We start from the raw sequence: 17636 nt of genomic DNA, 5'->3' as shown, positions 1-17636 counted from the left end.
GAATTAGAAAAGCCGCGCCCATGAGCGCGGCTTTTTTGATGTTCAGACCAGTGTCTCGATTACTTGCCCAGACACCAACGCATCACCGCTTTTTGCGCGTGCAGCCGGTTTTCCGCCTCGTCGAAAATCACCGATTGTGGCCCGTCCATAACCGAATTTGTGACCTCTTCTTCGCGGTGCGCGGGCAGACAATGCATGAACAGCGCGTCCTCCTTGGCGCCGGCCATCAGTTCGTCATTCACCTGATAGGGGCGCAGCAGATTGTGGCGACGTTCGCGCGCGGATGGGGCGTCATGCATCGACACCCAAGTGTCCGCGACCAGAAGATCCGCACCCTCGACGGCTTTCATCGGGTCACGCTCAATCTCAATCTTCACGCCTTTTTCGCGGGCTTCGCGCACGAACACCGCCTCGGGGTCCAGCACCTCTGGCCCGGCAAAGGTCAGATCAAATCCGAACTGGCCCGCCGCGTGAATGAACGACGCGCAGACGTTGTTGCCATCGCCGGTCCAGACCACTTTTTTGCCGGCAATGGACCCGCGATGCTCTTCATAGGTCAGGATGTCGGCCATGATCTGGCAGGGGTGCGTGCGGTCGGTCAGCCCGTTGATGACCGGCACGTCAGCGTATTCCGCCATCTCAAGCAGGGTCGCTTCCTCAAACGTGCGGATCATGATCATATCGACGTAACGCGACAGAACCTTGGCCGTGTCGGCAACGGTTTCGCCGTGGCCCAGCTGCATTTCTGATCCCGACAGCACCATGGTCTGACCGCCCAACTGGCGCACGCCCACATCAAAGCTGACCCGCGTCCGGGTGGACGGTTTTTCAAAGATCAGCGCAACCATGTGGTTGGCCAAAGGTTGGTCCGCGTCTGGCGTTGCTTTCGGCTGGCCTTTGCGCGCCTGTTTCATCGCGTGCGCTTGGGAAATCATCCCCTTTAGGTCGGCCACATCGGTTTTGTTGATGTCGAGAAAATGTGTCATTGGGTGTTCCCTTCTACGGCTTGCTCAACAGCGGTCGCCGCTTGGTCCAGACGCGTCAAAGCCGCGCCAATATCTTCGTCTTCGATGGTCAATGCAGGCAGGATCCGGATCACATTATCCGCCGCCGGCACACACAAAAGATGCGCATCATAACAGGCGGCAAGCACGTCCATGTTCACCGCTTTGCATTTCAGTCCCAGCATCAAGCCTGTGCCGCGCACCTCTTCAAACACGTCCGGGTGGCTGGCAACCAAGCCCTCAAGCCCCTGACGAAACGCGCCCGCTTTGCGGTTCACATCTGCGAGGAAGTCGGGATCGGACACGATGTCCATCACCTTGCCGCCCACCGCGCAAGCAAGTGGATTGCCGCCGTAAGTTGAGCCATGTGTGCCCGCAACCATGCCCGATGCGGCCTTTTGCGTGGCCAACACAGCGCCCAGCGGAAACCCCCCGCCGATGCCCTTGGCGACCATCATAATGTCAGGCGTCACGCCCGCCCATTCATGGGCAAAAAGCTTACCGGTCCGGCCCATGCCGCATTGCACTTCGTCAAAGATAAGCAGGATACCCGCCGCGTCACAGATCTCGCGGATCGCTTTCAGATCGGCGTCAGACACCGGGCGAATGCCGCCCTCGCCCTGCACGGGTTCGATGATCACAGCGGCGGTTTGGTCGGAAATCGCCGCCTTCAGCGCGTCCAAATCCGCAAAAGGAATATGGGTAAATCCGGGCAAAAGCGGGCCAAAGCCTTTGGTCAGCTTTTCCCCACCGGCGGCCGCAATCCCGGCCGAGGAGCGCCCGTGAAACGAGCCTTCAAAGCCGATGATCTCGACCCGCTCGGGCTGGTCCTGATCGTACCAGTATTTGCGCGCCATCTTTACTGACAGCTCGCACGCCTCGGTGCCGGAATTGGTGAAAAAGGCAGTGTCGGCAAAGGTTTGATCCACCAAAGCATCCGCAAGCGCCTGTTGCGCGGGGATTTTATAAAGGTTCGAAACATGCCAAAGCTTCTGCGCCTGTTCGGTCAGCACCGCAACCAAGGCCGGATGCGCGTGACCCAAAGCGTTCACCGCAATACCGGCGCCCAGATCAAGGTATCGCGCGCCGCCCTCCGTCACAAGCCAGCTGCCTTGACCGTGCTCAAAGGCAAGGTCGACACGGTTATAGGTGGGCAAAAGCGATGGGATCATAGGTCTGTCCTTCACAAATCAAGAAGTCATGTGGTGCCGCGTGGCGAACCGCAAGTCAACAATTTCAGTACGTTTGAAGTGGGTGCGCCAATAGGGCGCAGGGATCAACGGGCGGACGTCAGGCGCGGGTGCGTCGGCGTCGGTCTGCGGTCATGCCGCGGGCAAGGGTGGTCCGTTTGATCATGAGGCGGAAATAACGAGCGCGCCGCATTCTGTCCAGTCTTTTCACAAAATGGCTTCTCTTGTGGGGCAACCCGCGATAGGCAGCTTGGATGGAAACGCGCCAAAACCCCATTGCCGCTGCGGGATTTATCCTGCTGGCATCGAGCCTGATTGCGGGGACAACTTTGCTGGCCAAACTGGCGGGGCAGAATCACCTGGGCGATCCATTGCATCCGTTACAGATCAGCCACGGGCGGTTTTTCTTTGCGTTTCTGGCGATCAGCGGTGCGGTTGGGGTGATGCGACCAAAGTTTGCGCGCCCGCACCTTGGGCTGCATGTGGCGCGCTCGGCCTCTGGCTGGATGGGCATATCGCTGATGTTTGCGGCGGTGACCTTTATTCCACTGGCGGATGCCACGGCGATCAGCTTTCTTAATCCGGTGATTGCGATGGTGCTGGCGGTGCCATTGCTGGGTGAACGGGTTGGCCCGTGGCGGTGGGCGGCGGCGGGCATCGCCTTGATCGGCACGGTGATTTTGGTGCAGCCGGGCGGCGGCAGTTTTCACCCCGCAGCCCTGTTGGCTTTGGCGGCGGCACTGGTGATGGGCTTTGAAATCACCTTGATCAAACGCCTAACGGGTCGTGAAATTCCCCTGCAAATTCTGTGGTTTAACAATGCAATTGGCTGTGCGATTGCGACCTTTGCCGTGGTCTGGGTCTGGCAATGGCCCAGCACCGGGCAATGGCTGGCCTTGGCGGCATTGGGCATGATGATGGCCGCCGCACAGGCCTGTTTCATCCAAGGCATGAAGCGGGCCGACGCAAGCTTTGTCGCCCCTTTCCAATACGCCACGCTGATCTTTGCCGGGCTTTACGACTTTGTCAGTTTCGGGGTGATCCCCGTGTCCACCAGCCTGATCGGGGCCGCGATCATCATTGCGGGCGGCGTGCTTTTGGCCTGGCGCGAGGGGCGCAATCGCGCGCGGCAATCAAATCCCGCACGCTAATGGCTTGTATCCCGCGCACTTGTGACTAAAATAGACGCTTGTGAATTCACCGGGGCATTTTTGCCCAACCAGACCGAATAGACGGGAAGATATATGTCCTGGACCGACGAACGCGTTGAAGTACTTAAAAAAATGTGGGGCGAGGGGCAATCGGCCTCTGTCATCGCCAAAGAACTTGGCGGTGTGACCCGCAACGCCGTGATCGGCAAAGTCCACCGTCTTGGCCTGTCCAATCGTGCGACCAGCGGCACAAAGGCGCCCGCCAAGGAAAAGGCAGCCCCCAAAGCGGCGGCCGCGGCCAAGCCCAAGGCACCACCAAAGCCCAAGCCCGCCCCCAAGAAAGAGGCCGCACCGGCGGCTTCGGTTGAGGCAAAGCCCGCGCCAATTCCTGCGCGCAAACAGATCATTCCAGCAGGCCAACCCCTGCCCCCGCAACCTTCTGCCAATGAGATCAGCCCAGAGGCGCTTGCCTCGGTGCGTGAGGTTGAAAAGGGTGCGAAGAAGCTGAACCTGATGGAACTGACCGAGCGGACGTGTAAGTGGCCCATCGGCGACCCCGCCACGGATGAGTTCTGGTTCTGCGGTCTGGGCGTGCAAGCAGGCAAACCCTATTGCGAAGCGCATGTGGGCGTGGCGTTCCAGCCCATGTCCTCGCGTCGCGACCGTAAACGGTAAGCACACCGACAAAGATTTGAGAAAGGCGCGTGGGCAACCGACGCGCCTTTTTTCATGCGCGACACGCAATCGGTACAGATAAGGCCGCGTGCAGAAACCCCTTTATCGCCTGACGCAAAGCCGATATACGCGCCGCCATGACGCATTCAGCCAACCCGCCAAGCCTTCGCCCCGATCTTGCCCCCAAGGCCCGGATCACCGATCCCGCCCGACCCGGCCAACCGAAAATTGGCATGGTCAGCTTGGGCTGTCCCAAGGCGTTGGTCGACAGCGAACGGATCCTGACGCGCCTGCGCGCCGAGGGCTATGCGATCAGCCCGGATTACACCGGCGCCGATGCGGTGATCGTGAACACCTGCGGGTTTCTTGATTCAGCCAAAGCCGAAAGCCTTGAGGCCATTGGCGAGGCGCTGGCAGAGAACGGTCGGGTGATTGTCACCGGCTGTTTGGGCGCGGAAGAAGACTATATTCGCGGCACGCATCCCAGCGTTTTGGCGGTCACCGGCCCGCATCAATATGAACAGGTGTTGGACGCGGTGCACACCGCCGTTCCGCCCTCGCCCGACCCGTTTGTGGATCTGTTGCCAGCCTCCGGCGTGTCACTGACCCCGCGCCACTTCAGCTATCTGAAGATCTCGGAAGGCTGCAACCACAAGTGCAAGTTTTGCATCATCCCCGACATGCGTGGGCGGCTTGCGTCACGCCCGGCCCATGCGGTTGTACGCGAGGCGGAAAAGCTGGTGGAGGCGGGTGTGAAAGAGCTGTTGGTGATCAGCCAAGACACCTCGGCCTACGGCGTCGACATCAAACATGCCGAAGACCGTGGACACCGCGCGCATATTACCGATTTGGCGCGCGATTTGGGCAATCTGGGCGCGGGCAAAGACCTTTGGGTGCGGCTGCATTACGTCTATCCCTATCCGCATGTGCGCCAGCTTATCCCGCTGATGGCCGAGGGGCTGATCCTGCCCTATCTCGATATTCCGTTCCAACATGCGCACCCCGAGACATTGAAACGCATGGCGCGGCCTGCAGCGGCGTCCAAAACCTTGGATGAGATCGCGGCGTGGCGCGCGACCTGCCCGGACATCACCCTGCGTTCAACCTTTATCGTCGGCTATCCAGGTGAGACTGAGGCGGAATTCCAGACGCTTCTGGATTGGATGGACGAGGCGCAATTGGATCGTGTGGGCTGTTTTCAATATGAAAACGTCGACGGCGCGCGCTCAAACGACCTGCCGGATCACGTCCCCGCCGAGGTCAAACAAGAGCGTTGGGACCGGTTCATGGAAAAGGCGCAGGTGATTTCCGAGGCGAAACTGGCGGCGAAAGTCGGCAGCACCATCGACGTGATCATCGACGATATTGACGAAGACGGCATCGCCACCTGCCGCACCAAAGCGGACGCACCGGAAATCGACGGGAACCTGTTTATCGACGAAGGCACCGAAGGGCTGCGCGTCGGCGAGATTGTCAGCGTCGAGGTGGATGAGGCTGGGGAGTATGATTTGTGGGGGCAATTGCGCCGCTGATCGCCCCTTTTGCAACCCCAAGCAGAACCCCCTTGCGTCACCTCCCCCACGCGCCTAGTCTGAACAGGTGAGGATCTGGAGGAGTAAGGACACGATATGCAGCCCCCCTATCCGGATCTGCCCCCCGATGACCAATTGGCGTTTTTGCAACTCGAACGCGAATTTCGCCAGACGTTGGATGATGATGTGCGCCGCGATGGGCGTGACCCGGCCTTGGCGCAATTGGCCTATGTGAACAAAGTTCTGGCCGCCGCGGATGCGCTGGGGGTTGAGGCGTTGAAACCGCTGACCAAACCCGCGCAACCGATTGAAAAAACCGCCGCCAATGTGCATCAATTGCGCGATGAGATTGATCAGGTTCTGGTTGGTCTGCGCATTCAAATGGCCCGCCACACCCCGACCCCCGGCGCGCAATTGGCCGAGGATCAACAGTTCCGGCTGGGGGCGCTCCTGAACTCCATCGCCAGTGAAATTGGCAACGCGCCGATTGAGCGCGACTGTCAGGATGAGGCTTTGGCCGCCGTGGCGCGCCTGCGGCACGAGCTTGAGGCGGGGACCCTGCGGATGGAGCATTTTGTTGATCTGGGTCGTGCCATTGCCGGGATTGGGCGCGTGGAAGCCGCCGAAGCTGAGGCCGACAAATGCTGGCGCTGGTTCCGCGTCGCGATGGGATTGGTCAGCCAATCCCCCAGTCCAAACCGGCCCTTTGCCCATCTGGATGCGCCTCAGTCGGGTGAGCCAGCATCCCAAAGGCAGGCTGACACGGTGGACTAAAGCGTGCCGCGTCGGCCCGGAATCGCATATGCGAAAAGATATCAAAATTTCAATGCGTTAGATGACAGATGATGCCTCGCCCAAAATGGGACGCCTTTAGGATACCCCCAACGGCCCGGCACATAATTACGGTGCAAGTAGACGTATCTGAAACGAAAAACGCCGCCCAATAAGGCGGCGTTTTCTTTGGTTGTTGGCGTGTTTACACCGCTTGCAGCGGTTGCACCTCGATCTCGCGTTCCAGACGGGCTTTCATCGCACGCGCGGCGGCGTGGCTGGCGGCCAGGGTGGTGAAATACGGGATCTTATCCATCAAGGCGACGTTGCGCATTTTGCGCGAGTCATTGATCGACTGGGCGCCTTCGGTGGTGTTCATCACCAGATGGATATCGCCATCTTTCATGTGATCCACGATATTTCGGCCCGGTTCATAGACCTTGTTGACCTCTTCGGCTTCAACGCCATTTTCCTTAAGGAAGGTCGCGGTGCCATGGGTGGCGATGATCGCAAAGCCCATGTCTTTCAAGATCTTAGCGGTATCAACCAGCTGTTCGGTCTTGTCCGACGACTTGATCGACAGGAACACTTTGCCGGTGGTCGGCAGGACTGTCCCCGCGCCAAGTTGCGCCTTCAGGAAGGCCATCGCAAAGCTTTTGTCCGCGCCCATAACCTCGCCTGTTGAGCGCATTTCTGGCCCAAGCAACGTGTCAACGCCGGGGAAGCGGGCAAAGGGCAGCACCGCCTCTTTCACCGCGTAGGTGTCGATTTCCGGGTCGACCAAATCAAAGGCGTCAAGCTTTTCGCCCGCCATCACCCGCGCCGCAATGGATGCGATGGGGCTTTGCACCGCTTTGGCCACAAAAGGCACGGTGCGCGAGGCACGCGGGTTCACTTCGATCAGGTAAATCTCACCCTCTTTCACCGCGAACTGCACGTTCATCAGGCCCACCACATTCAGGCCGATGGCCAATGCGTGGGTCTGTTTGCGCAGCTCAAGAATGATCTCTTTTGACAGCGAGTATGGCGGCAGGGAACAGGCACTGTCGCCCGAATGCACGCCGGCCTCTTCGATGTGCTGCATGATGCCCGCGACGTGGACGTTTTCACCGTCACAAATCGCGTCAACATCCACCTCAATCGCGCCTGACAAATAGCTATCGAGCAAGACCGGGCTGTCGCCCGACACCACAACCGCCTCGGCGATGTAGCGTTCCAATTGTGGTGTGTCGCGCACAATTTCCATCGCACGCCCCCCCAGAACGTAAGACGGGCGGATCACCAGCGGATAGCCAATTTCCTTAGCGATTTCCATAGCTTCTGCATCTGTGGACGCGATGCCATTGTGCGGCTGCTTCAGGCCCAATTGGTTCACAAGCGCTTGGAACCGCTCGCGGTCTTCGGCCAGATCAATCGCGTCAGGCGTGGTGCCAAGGATCGGGATGCCCGCATCCTCAAGATCATTTGCGAGCTTCAGCGGGGTCTGCCCACCGAACTGAACAATCACCCCGTGCAAAGTGCCGTTTTCCTGTTCCACGCGCAGGATTTCCATGACGTGTTCAAAGGTCAGCGGTTCAAAATACAACCGGTCCGAGGTGTCATAATCGGTGGACACGGTTTCGGGGTTACAGTTGATCATGATGGTCTCATACCCCTGTTCCGTCAGCGCAAAACAGGCGTGACAGCAGCAGTAATCAAACTCGATCCCTTGGCCGATCCGGTTTGGACCGCCACCCAGAATGACCACTTTTTTGCGATCAGATGGCCGGGCTTCGCATTCCACCTCGCCCATCATCGGGGCCTCATAGGTGGAGTACATATAGGGGGTTTGCGCCTCAAATTCCGCGGCACAGGTGTCGATGCGTTTAAAGACCGCGTTCACGCCAGCCTTGCGGCGCGCGGCGCGCACATCAACCTCTTTAAAGCCGGTCAATTTGGCCAGACGGGCGTCGGAAAAGCCAAGCATCTTAAGCTTGCGCAGGCCCGCCGCGTCCGAGGGCAGACCGTTTTCTTTCACGCCATTTTCCGCATCAATGATTTCGCGGATCCGGTCCAGGAACCAAGGGTCAAAGGCGGTGACGCGCTGGATCTCTGCATTGGTCATGCCGTGGCGCATCGCTTGGGCGATTTTCAGGATCCGGTCGGGACGCTGTTCGGACAAGACCTTGATGATCGCGGCCTCTTCGGGGGCGCCGGGGATCTCGATCTCATCAAATCCGGTCAGGCCGGTTTCTAGGGATGCCAAGGCTTTTTGCAGCGATTCGTGAATGGTGCGGCCGATCGACATGACCTCGCCCACGGATTTCATCGCGGTGGAGAGTTCGGGTTTTGATCCGGGGAATTTCTCAAACGCAAAGCGCGGGATTTTGGTGACCACATAGTCGATGGTCGGTTCAAAGCTGGCCGGCGTGACCTTGGTGATGTCATTGTCCAGCTCATCGAGCGTATAGCCCACGGCGAGTTTCGCGGCGATCTTGGCAATCGGGAAACCGGTCGCTTTTGACGCCAGCGCAGACGAGCGCGACACGCGGGGGTTCATTTCAATGACAACCATGCGGCCGTCCGCTGGGTTCACCGCCCATTGCACGTTGGACCCGCCGGTTTCCACGCCAATTTCGCGCAGCACATTGATCGAATGGGTGCGCATCAATTGGTATTCTTTGTCGGTCAGCGTCAGCGCCGGGGCCACGGTGATACTGTCGCCGGTGTGCACGCCCATCGGGTCGATATTTTCAATGGAACAGACAATGATCGCATTGTCGGCGGTGTCACGCACCACTTCCATCTCATATTCTTTCCACCCCAACAGGCTTTCGTCGATCAGGATCTGATTGACGGGCGAGGCGTCCAGCCCGGTGCCACAGAAATGAATGTATTCTTCTTTGTTATAGGCCACGCCGCCGCCGGTGCCGCCCATGGTAAAGGCCGGGCGAATGATCGCGGGCAGACCGATATCCTCTAGCGCCTCCATGCATTCTTCCATCGTGGTGGCGATGGTGGCGCGGGGGTTTTCAATGCCCAGACGATCCATCGCTTCGCGGAACAATTTGCGATCTTCTGCCATTTCAATCGCGTCACGTTTTGCGCCGATCAGTTCGACGTTGAACTTTTCCAGCACCCCCAGATCGTCAAGCTCCAACGCGGTGTTCAACCCCGTTTGCCCGCCCATGGTCGGCAACAGCGCATCGGGGCGTTCGGCCTCAATGATTTTGGCAACAACCTCGGCGGTGATCGGTTCGATATAGGTCGCATCGGCCATGTCCGGGTCGGTCATAATCGTCGCTGGGTTTGAGTTCACCAGGATGACGCGGTAGCCTTCTTCGCGCAGCGCTTTACAGGCCTGGGCGCCGGAATAGTCAAATTCACAAGCTTGCCCAATAATGATGGGGCCCGCCCCGATGATCATGATGGATTTGATATCGGTTCTTTTTGGCATGATGTCCCCCATTGGCAGGCTGGCTGGATGACCGCGCGGGCATAACCCCACGCGCGCAAATTGTCCTGCGTTATAGACATCAGCGCCCTTAGCGCAAGGGGGATTGGGCACGGATTGGGACATGGATCGGAAAACTTTGCCAAAGTGGCGCTTTCGGCCCTTCAACAGTGCGCCCGCAGGCTATACATGCCCACCGAACACACCGCCAAACCCAAAGGATCAAAGGGTGCAGATTCGTTTTGACCAAGGCCCAACCGGCAGCGCCTGCCAGTTTACCCGCCCGCTAAAGGTGATCGAGGCGGTTGAGGCGCACGAGGTGGACAGCGCATTAAACGCGCTCGACCGTGCGCGTGCGGCGGGGCATTGGCTGGCCGGGTTCGCGAGCTATGAACTGGGCTATGCATTGGAAGATCGCCTGGCCCCGTTGATGCCCAAAGATCGCCGTCTGCCGCTGATCCGCTTTGGCGTTTATGAGGCCCCTGAAGAGGCCCCCAAGCAAAGTGTTGAAGATGCCGGTCTTGGCCCATTACAGCCCGGCTGGGACGCGGCGCGATACACGCGGGCGTTTGACGTGGTGCATGATGCGATTGGTGCCGGTGACATTTACCAAGCCAACCTGACCTTTCCGCTCACTTGCAAAACCTATGGGGCCTCCAAGGCGCTTTATGCCGCTTTGGCCGCGCGTCAGCCGGTGTTGCACGGCGCGCTGATCACCGATCACGACGGGCCAGACATCCTGTCCCGCTCGCCCGAGCTGTTCTTTCGCACCACGGCGGGGGGGCGCATTGAAACGCGACCCATGAAAGGCACCCAGCCCCGGTCGGATGACCCAACTCTGGATCGCGCCAACCGTGATTTTCTGGTGTCCGATGAAAAGAACAACGCCGAAAACCTGATGATTGTGGATCTGTTGCGCAACGACATCTCGCGCGTGGCGACCCCCGGATCGGTGCATGTACCCGAACTTTTCTGCGTGGAAAGCTATGCGACGGTGCATCAAATGGTCTCTACCGTGGCGGCGGAATTGGCCGAGGGCGTAACGCTCTCGGATATCCTGCGCGCGCTTTTTCCTTGCGGGTCGATCACCGGCGCGCCGAAAATTCGCGCGATGGAAATCATTCGCGACTTGGAGCCTGCGGCGCGAGACATCTATTGTGGCAGCATCGGCTGGGCCGCCCCGGATGGAGCCGCGAGTTTTAACGTCGCGATCCGCACATTGATGGTGGAAAATGGCGCGGCCACGTTGAATGTGGGCGGCGGCGTGGTTTGGGACAGCACCGCCACGTCAGAATATGAGGAAGCCTTATGGAAAGCGCGATTTGCACAAGCGTTCCAGATGGAACCCAACTGATCGAGACCTTTGCGCTTACTTCAGGTGGTGTGGCGCGGTTGGATTTGCATGTGGCGCGGATGGCGCGATCGGCAGAGGCATTGGGCTTTTCCTTTGATGCGGGGCATATGCGTGCGCTTGTGGCGGAAGTTGACACACCTGCCCCCCAACGCGTGCGATTGACATTGGCCCAAGACGGCACGCTGGATCTGACCACCGCGCCCCTGCCTGCCGCCGCGACCGCGCCGTGGCGAATTGCGATCCACCCGACGCGTTTGCAATCAGATGATCCATTTTTGCGCCACAAAACCACCCAGCGCGCGCTTTATAATCGTGCCCGCGCGGCCCTGCCTGACGGCGTGGATGAATGGCTGTTCCTAAATGAACGGGGCGAAGTTTGCGAAGGCACGATCACCAATATTGCCGCTCTGATTGATGGCGTCTGGCTGACCCCGCCGCTGTCCTCGGGCTGTTTGCCCGGCACCTACCGGCAGCATGTGCGGGATGACGGCAGAGTTGAAGAGGCGGTTTTGACGCTGGACGATGTGCGGGGCGCATCCAAGGTGATCTTGATGAACGCGCTGCGCGGGGAGATTGCGGCCGAGCTTACTGTGCTGGGGTAAGCGCATCCAACGGGAGCGGGTCCGCCGCCGCCTTTGGCGCCAAGCTTTTCCTCACAAACAGCCAGACTGTGACAGCCATCGCCGTGCCGCCCATCAGGTCGACAAAGTAATGCCCGCCCCAAATCGGGGTCGAGGGGATCATCACCAAACCATAGGCCCAAGCGGGCACCCACAGCCAGGTGCGCATCGCGGCCAGCATGATCAAAACCGCAATGCCCGTGTGCAGCGATGGGAAAGTGACCAGACCAACCAATTGCTCGGTTCCAATCACAATTGGGCCATCGGGGGCGCGCAGCATTTCAAACGCATCAAGGTGATAGACGCCGGGCGGCGAAGTGAAATTCGTGTAAGACGCAAGGTCCGCCACCCAGAAATCCACCGCAGCACGCGCGGGAAACATGCTTCCGATCACAATCGAAATCAACGCGCAGATCACAAACGCTTCGACAAAAGCTTTGGCACGCGGGCCTTGTCCGATCACCACCAAACCCAACACAACCGCCGCCGTGGCGGAATTGATCGCATCATAAGCCCATTTCATCACGCCATGCCACGCGGGGTGGGCATGGATCCAGTCAAAATAGCCAAGCCATGACAGGCCCAACATTTGGTCAAGCCCAGCCAAGGCCTGATCCGCCAGGGGCAGTGCGAATGTTTTGGTGGTGTGATCCAACAAGCGCAGGATGATCGCCATCAGGTAAATCAGGAAAATCCCTTCGGCCAAGACCTCGCCCATGCGCAAAGCAAACGGACGACGCCCCAATTTACGCGCCACCAGTTTCAGCGCGCCCCACAGCAAAAGCGCCTGACAGGCCGCGCCCAAATCTGGCCGCCACACAACGGGCAAAAAATCCACCCGGCTCAACAGGCCCATTCCAACAAGGAACACCCCGCCGAATGCCAAAAGAACATAGATATACGCGCGACAAAGTTGCATAAGTGACCCAATTATTTTCCACATCGCTAGCGAAACAATTGGGCAAAAATTTGAAGATCTTGGGGTGAATTGGAAAATATCGGCGTGCAGCGGCCCAAACCGCGCCATCACAAGGGCCAAAACGCCCACATCGCTTGACAAGTGCGGCGCAACCTTGTGTATCGGCCCAGACACGTTTTAATGCGCAAACCGCGCGCATTGGGCGCAAACATGACACGCCGCGCGATTTGCGCGCATCACCAGACGCTATTGCCGACAAAGGGCCAGACCATGCACCAATATCGCAGCCAGACCTGTGCTGAACTCAATAAATCCAATGTGGGTGACACCGTGCGCCTGTCGGGCTGGGTGCATCGCGTCCGAGATCATGGTGGCGTTTTGTTCATCGATTTGCGCGACCATTATGGCATCACGCAGGTGATTGCCGATGCCGACAGCCCGGCGTTTGCGGATCTGGAAAAGGTCCGGTCAGAATGGTGTATCCGCATTGACGGCACCGTCATGGCGCGCGACGAAAGCCTTGTGAATTCAAACCTTCCGACCGGCGAAATCGAAGTATTCGCGCGCGAGTTGGAAGTGTTGGGGGCCTCGGCTGAATTGCCATTGATCGTGTTTGGCGATCAGGAATACCCGGAAGAAACCCGCCTGAAATACCGTTACCTCGACCTGCGGCGCGAACAGATGCAAGACAGCATGAAGCTGCGGTCAGACGTTGTGATGTCGATGCGCAAACGCATGTGGGATCAAAATTTCCGCGAGTATCAAACGCCGATCATCACCGCATCGTCCCCCGAGGGCGCGCGTGATTTTCTGGTGCCGTCACGTTTGCATCCGGGCAAGTTCTATGCCCTGCCGCAAGCCCCACAACAGTTCAAACAGCTGATGATGGTCGCGGGCTTTGACAAATATTTCCAAATCGCGCCCTGTTTCCGCGACGAAGATCCCCGCGCGGACCGCTCGCCCACCGACTTCTATCAGCTTGATCTTGAGATGTCGTTCGTCACCCAGCAAGATGTGTTCGACACCATTCAACCGGTGCTGCAAGGCGTGTTTGAAGAGTTCGGTGGTGGGCGCAAAGTTGACAGCGACTGGCCGCAAATCTCGTATCGTGACGCGGCCCTTTGGTATGGCTCGGACAAGCCCGACCTTCGCAACCCGATCAAGATGCAGGTGGTGTCAGAGCATTTCGCAGGCTCTGGTTTTGCGATCTTTGCCAAGCTGTTGGAAAACGAAGGCACTGAAATTCGCGCTATTCCCGCCCCGAAAGGCGGCTCGCGCAAATTCTGTGACCGGATGAACAAATTCGCCCAGCAAGAAGGCCTGCCCGGCATGGGGTACATCTTCTGGCGCGAAAAAACCGCCGATTCCGTGGCGCAAGAGCTGGGGATCAAGGTCAAAGAAGCACAAGCGATGCTGAAATCGGGCGAAGTGGAAGGGGGCATGGAAGCCGCCGGTCCATTGGCCAAAAACATCGGGCCAGAGCGCACCGAAGCGATCCGCCAGCAATTGGGTCTGGGCGTGGGCGACGCGGCGTTCTTCTTGGGCGGCAAGCCAAAAGCCTTTGAAAAGGTTGCGGGCCGTGCGCGCGACGTGATCGGCAACGAGCTGGGCCTGACCGACAAAGACCGGTTTGCCTTTGCCTGGATCGTGGATTTCCCGATCTATGAAGCCGACGAAGAAACCGGAAAAATCGACTTTGAGCACAACCCGTTTTCCATGCCGCAGGGCGGGATGGATGCGCTGAATGGCGATCCGCTTGAGGTGCTTGGCTATCAATATGACCTTGCGTGTAACGGCTATGAACTGGTGTCCGGCGCGATCCGGAACCACAAACCAGAGATCATGTTCAAGGCGTTTGAAATCGCAGGTTACGGCAAAGACGAAGTCGAAAACCGCTTTGGGGCGCTGGTCAATGCGTTCCAATTCGGCGCCCCGCCCCACGGTGGCTGTGCCGCAGGTGTGGACCGGATTGTGATGCTTTTGGCCGATCAGGACAACATTCGCGAAGTGATGATGTTCCCGATGAACCAACGCGCCGAAGATCTGATGATGAACGCGCCAAGCGAGCCAATGAACGACCAATTGCGCGAGCTGCATCTGCGGGTCATTCCGCAGGACTGATGCGCCACACAGCTGAAAATGCAAAATGCCCGGGGGACGCCTCGGGCATTTTTTGTGCAATCATTCAAAGTTGCCTGAGGCGTTGAGGCGGATCAGGAATTTGCCATTTCAGAGCCGACCATTTCGATCCGCTCATTTGTGTCATCGGTGATGTTGTCGACATTGTTGGTAATCGTGAACACAACCGCCATCGCCATCATCACGGTCCCGGCCATCAGCACGGTCCAATCAATCACGGCATTTCCAAACTCATCATCCGCAAATTTTTTCAGCAAAGCTTTCATCATTAAGATCCTTTTCAAATTCACCCGCTCAGCCCAAAATCTTGTGTCTCGGGTAATTTGCCGGGGGATTGGGGCGGAAATGTGAACCTGCAGCGACATTTCCGGGCCGGATTGGAATGGAGGCCGGCAAGCGCATCAAACACCCACACGACAAATGCAAAAAAGGCAGGCACGAGGCCTACCTTTTCCACGTAGCGAATGCGCGGGGGGCGAAAGCATTTTCGCGTTCAATTTGCGGCAAGAGGCACCGATAACGCGTTGAAACCTTGATTTCAGGTAGCGCCTGGGAATTCAGGCCGATTGCGAAATGCATTAAAGCGCGCGCCGTTCCTCGAGGCGTTCATTAACCATCCCGGCAACACGATCAAACCGTCTGCGCAAATTGCTGTCCGCAGGTCCGGTCCGGCCCAATTGTTCGGCGGCGGCCTTTAGTTTTTCGTCATGGGCCGACAAGGCGACCCCGCCGAGAAATTGTGCGATATATTCGATGTCATGTGGGTTTGGTTCCGCATTCATAATCTCAGCCATGTGGCTCAGGTCGTCCTGAAGCGCCATTTCATCGGGCTCGATCATGTCACTGGGCAGTTTTCGGGGGCCTTTGGGCCCTTCGCCAGCGGGCAAAAGCTCCAACACAGTTTTTTGGAAAATCGCGAGGCTTTCCAGCGGCTTGGTCATAAAGCCATCGGCCCCTGCTTTCATCGCGAGATTATGCGCGCCGTCATCGCCGCTGATTGCAAGGATCACCGGAACGCGCGCGGCCTCTGCCGCCAATTCGCGGATCAGATCCGCACCGGATCCATCGGGCAGGCCCATATCCACAATCACGATCGACGGGCGATAGACGCGCAGGTGACGATGCGCCGAGGCAAGGGTATCTGCCCGCCTGATCCGGGCGCCTGATCGCAAGCACAACAGGCGGATCGCCTCAGAGGCAAATCGGCTGTCTTCGACCACCAACACGGTTTTGCCCTGCAGGGGCCGGTCGGCGGTGGCAGGCTGTGTCATTAAGAAACGTTCGAGATCATCACTCATGGCAGCGATTCCTTTCCCCTCTACTAAATCCGAAAAGGGGTGAACGAGAGGTTAACGCGCCCATCTTTCCCCGTGTCGCCGCCCAGCCCCTGCGGCATGGGCGCCCTTGCCCCACCGGCGCGCACGCGGCATAAGGCTGCAACGCAAGATGTAAGGGAGAGAGACATGATTGGACGCCTGAACCACGTCGCCATCGCTGTGCCAGACCTGGACGCGGCCGCTGCGCAATATCGCGACACATTGGGGGCCAAGGTAAACCCACCGCAGGATGAGCCCGATCATGGGGTGACCGTGGTGTTCATCGAGCTTCCAAATACGAAAATCGAACTCCTGTATCCGCTTGGCGAGGGTTCCCCAATTGCGGGCTTCCTTGAGAAAAACCCAGCCGGTGGCATTCATCACATCTGTTATGAGGTCGATGACATCATCGCCGCACGCGACAAATTGAAAGCCTCGGGCGCACGGGTTCTGGGCACGGGCGAGCCAAAGATTGGCGCACATGGCAAGCCGGTTTTGTTCCTGCATCCAAAGGATTTCAACGGAACTTTGGTTGAGTTGGAACAAGTCTGATGACCATCACAGCCGCCCTTGTCCTTTATGTGGTGATCTGGTTTGTAACCATGTTTGTCACCCTGCCCATCCGCCTTCGCACGCAAGGCGATGAAGGCGAAATCGTTCCCGGCACCCACGCGGGTGCACCTGCCAATTTCAAACTGGGGCGCACCTTTTTGATCGTGACCATCTGGGGCACCATTGTCTGGGCGATTGTCGCCGGGATCATCGTCTCTGGCATCATCACCATTGAGGATATTGATTGGTTCAACCGGTTGGATACGCCGGAATAAACCCATCCCGTACACGTAAAAAGGGCGCAGTCGGATATGCCGATCTGCGCCCTTTTGTATCTGCAGCCTACAAGTGGATCAGGGCTTGCCCCAGCTGTAATTGAAGCTGACCGAAATGCGGTCCTCTTCGGCCATGTTCAGCGGAACTTCGTGGCGCAGCCAGCTTTCCCACAACAGGACATCCCCGACTTTTGGGGCCTCATAGATGAACGGCTGGTTCTCTCGGCGCGCGGTTTTCAGGCGCGGCGGGGTGGCCATCATCCGGGCGGACCGCGGATCTTCGTATTTGATTGCGCTGGCCCCCCCCGGCATCGCCACATAAGTGGTGCCGGAAATCACTGAATGGGGGTGGATGTGGCTGGCATGTGTGCCGCCGGGGGGCAGGATATTGATCCACAGACTATCGAGTTTCAGCTTACTGCCGCCCAGATCAAACTCCAGATCTTCAACAAACGCCGCGACATGTTTATTGAGCGTTTTTTTCAGCGTTTTGAACACCGGAAAGCGCCAGGGCAAATCGTCCAAAGACGCATAGCTGGTGTAGCCGGGATATCCGTTTTCCTCGCACCAATTCTGGCCCGCTTCGTCATCTTCGGCGATGGCCCAGCAGGAGGCTTCGAGTTCGTCTGCGTCCACCGGTTTGCCCAATTCGGACAAGGCGGCGCGGTAAAGGCGGGTGGCAAAGAGCGATTCAATCTGTGACAT

16 protein-coding genes are annotated in these 17636 nt (G+C 58.4%); 9 read left to right on the top strand and 7 right to left on the bottom strand.

From position 1 onward, the window contains the following. Nucleotides 1-59 precede the first annotated feature (59 nt). Together argF and KKW20_RS04305 are read right to left on the bottom strand one after the other, a co-directional pair. Nucleotides 60-986 carry an ornithine carbamoyltransferase gene (gene argF, locus KKW20_RS04310; protein WP_214566382.1) on the bottom strand — a complete coding sequence of 309 codons (927 nt, stop codon included), beginning with the start codon at nt 984-986 and terminating at the stop codon, nt 60-62. Beyond that, a complete protein-coding gene (locus KKW20_RS04305) occupies nt 983-2176 on the bottom strand; it encodes an aspartate aminotransferase family protein (protein WP_214566380.1) in 1194 nt (397 codons plus the stop codon). Before KKW20_RS04305 ends, argF begins: the two co-directional genes overlap by 4 nt. Before the next feature lie 272 nt (nt 2177-2448). Between KKW20_RS04305 and KKW20_RS04300 the strand changes: the two genes are divergently transcribed. The 4 genes from KKW20_RS04300 (at nt 2449) to KKW20_RS04285 (ending at nt 6326) form a co-directional block, all read left to right on the top strand. After that, nucleotides 2449-3345, top strand: coding sequence for a DMT family transporter (locus KKW20_RS04300; RefSeq protein ID WP_214566378.1), 897 nt, complete (start codon nt 2449-2451; stop codon nt 3343-3345). 93 nt (nt 3346-3438) lie between these two features. Further along, entirely contained in the window at nt 3439-4020 is a 582-nt protein-coding gene (locus tag KKW20_RS04295; RefSeq protein ID WP_214566376.1) for a GcrA family cell cycle regulator, read from the top strand. 137 nt (nt 4021-4157) lie between these two features. Next, on the top strand, nt 4158-5552 hold the full coding sequence (rimO, locus tag KKW20_RS04290) for a 30S ribosomal protein S12 methylthiotransferase RimO (RefSeq protein WP_214566375.1): 1395 nt from the start codon (nt 4158-4160) through the stop codon (nt 5550-5552). 96 nt (nt 5553-5648) lie between these two features. After that, complete coding sequence (locus KKW20_RS04285) at nt 5649-6326, top strand: hypothetical protein (protein WP_214566374.1); 678 nt, start codon at nt 5649-5651, stop codon at nt 6324-6326. Between the two features lie 202 nt (nt 6327-6528). Here the strand turns inward: KKW20_RS04285 and carB are convergent, their stop codons facing one another. Next, nucleotides 6529-9759 carry a carbamoyl-phosphate synthase large subunit gene (gene carB / locus KKW20_RS04280; RefSeq protein WP_214566373.1) on the bottom strand — a complete coding sequence of 1077 codons (3231 nt, stop codon included), beginning with the start codon at nt 9757-9759 and terminating at the stop codon, nt 6529-6531. Nucleotides 9760-9985: 226 nt separating this feature from the next. Between carB and KKW20_RS04275 the strand changes: the two genes are divergently transcribed. Together KKW20_RS04275 and KKW20_RS04270 are read left to right on the top strand one after the other, a co-directional pair. Further along, nucleotides 9986-11110 carry an aminodeoxychorismate synthase component I gene (locus tag KKW20_RS04275; protein WP_214566368.1) on the top strand — a complete coding sequence of 375 codons (1125 nt, stop codon included), beginning with the start codon at nt 9986-9988 and terminating at the stop codon, nt 11108-11110. Then, entirely contained in the window at nt 11065-11712 is a 648-nt protein-coding gene (locus KKW20_RS04270; protein ID WP_214566366.1) for an aminotransferase class IV family protein, read from the top strand. Before KKW20_RS04275 ends, KKW20_RS04270 begins: the two co-directional genes overlap by 46 nt. On the opposite strand, the gene KKW20_RS04265 is transcribed toward KKW20_RS04270, so the two are convergent. Next, nucleotides 11696-12649 carry a phosphatase PAP2 family protein gene (locus KKW20_RS04265; protein WP_214566364.1) on the bottom strand — a complete coding sequence of 318 codons (954 nt, stop codon included), beginning with the start codon at nt 12647-12649 and terminating at the stop codon, nt 11696-11698. The two genes, KKW20_RS04270 and KKW20_RS04265, sit on opposite strands and share 17 nt — an antisense overlap. A 270-nt stretch (nt 12650-12919) precedes the next feature. Between KKW20_RS04265 and aspS the strand changes: the two genes are divergently transcribed. Beyond that, nucleotides 12920-14770 (top strand): aspartate--tRNA ligase, encoded by a 1851-nt coding sequence (aspS, locus tag KKW20_RS04260; RefSeq protein ID WP_214566923.1) that lies wholly within the window; start codon nt 12920-12922, stop codon nt 14768-14770. A gap of 92 nt (nt 14771-14862) precedes the next feature. Here aspS and KKW20_RS04255 read toward each other — a convergent pair whose 3' ends face one another. Both KKW20_RS04255 and KKW20_RS04250 read right to left on the bottom strand, forming a co-directional pair. Next, nucleotides 14863-15054, bottom strand: a complete 192-nt coding sequence (locus KKW20_RS04255) for a hypothetical protein (RefSeq protein WP_214566362.1) — start codon at nt 15052-15054, stop codon at nt 14863-14865. Nucleotides 15055-15366: 312 nt separating this feature from the next. Beyond that, a complete protein-coding gene (locus KKW20_RS04250; protein WP_214566361.1) occupies nt 15367-16086 on the bottom strand; it encodes a response regulator in 720 nt (239 codons plus the stop codon). Between the two features lie 165 nt (nt 16087-16251). Between KKW20_RS04250 and mce the strand changes: the two genes are divergently transcribed. Both mce and KKW20_RS04240 read left to right on the top strand, forming a co-directional pair. Then, nucleotides 16252-16656, top strand: coding sequence for a methylmalonyl-CoA epimerase (gene mce / locus KKW20_RS04245; RefSeq protein ID WP_214566360.1), 405 nt, complete (start codon nt 16252-16254; stop codon nt 16654-16656). Then, a complete protein-coding gene (locus KKW20_RS04240) occupies nt 16656-16931 on the top strand; it encodes a DUF1467 family protein (protein ID WP_214566356.1) in 276 nt (91 codons plus the stop codon). Before mce ends, KKW20_RS04240 begins: the two co-directional genes overlap by 1 nt. 78 nt (nt 16932-17009) lie before the next feature. Here the strand turns inward: KKW20_RS04240 and KKW20_RS04235 are convergent, their stop codons facing one another. Continuing rightward, nucleotides 17010-17636 (bottom strand): 2OG-Fe(II) oxygenase family protein, encoded by a 627-nt coding sequence (locus KKW20_RS04235; protein ID WP_214566355.1) that lies wholly within the window; start codon nt 17634-17636, stop codon nt 17010-17012.

The organism is Aliiroseovarius lamellibrachiae (genome assembly GCF_018599245.1).
GTDB classification, from domain to species: domain Bacteria; phylum Pseudomonadota; class Alphaproteobacteria; order Rhodobacterales; family Rhodobacteraceae; genus Aliiroseovarius; species Aliiroseovarius lamellibrachiae.
This window is presented reverse-complemented; position numbering and strand designations above follow the sequence as displayed.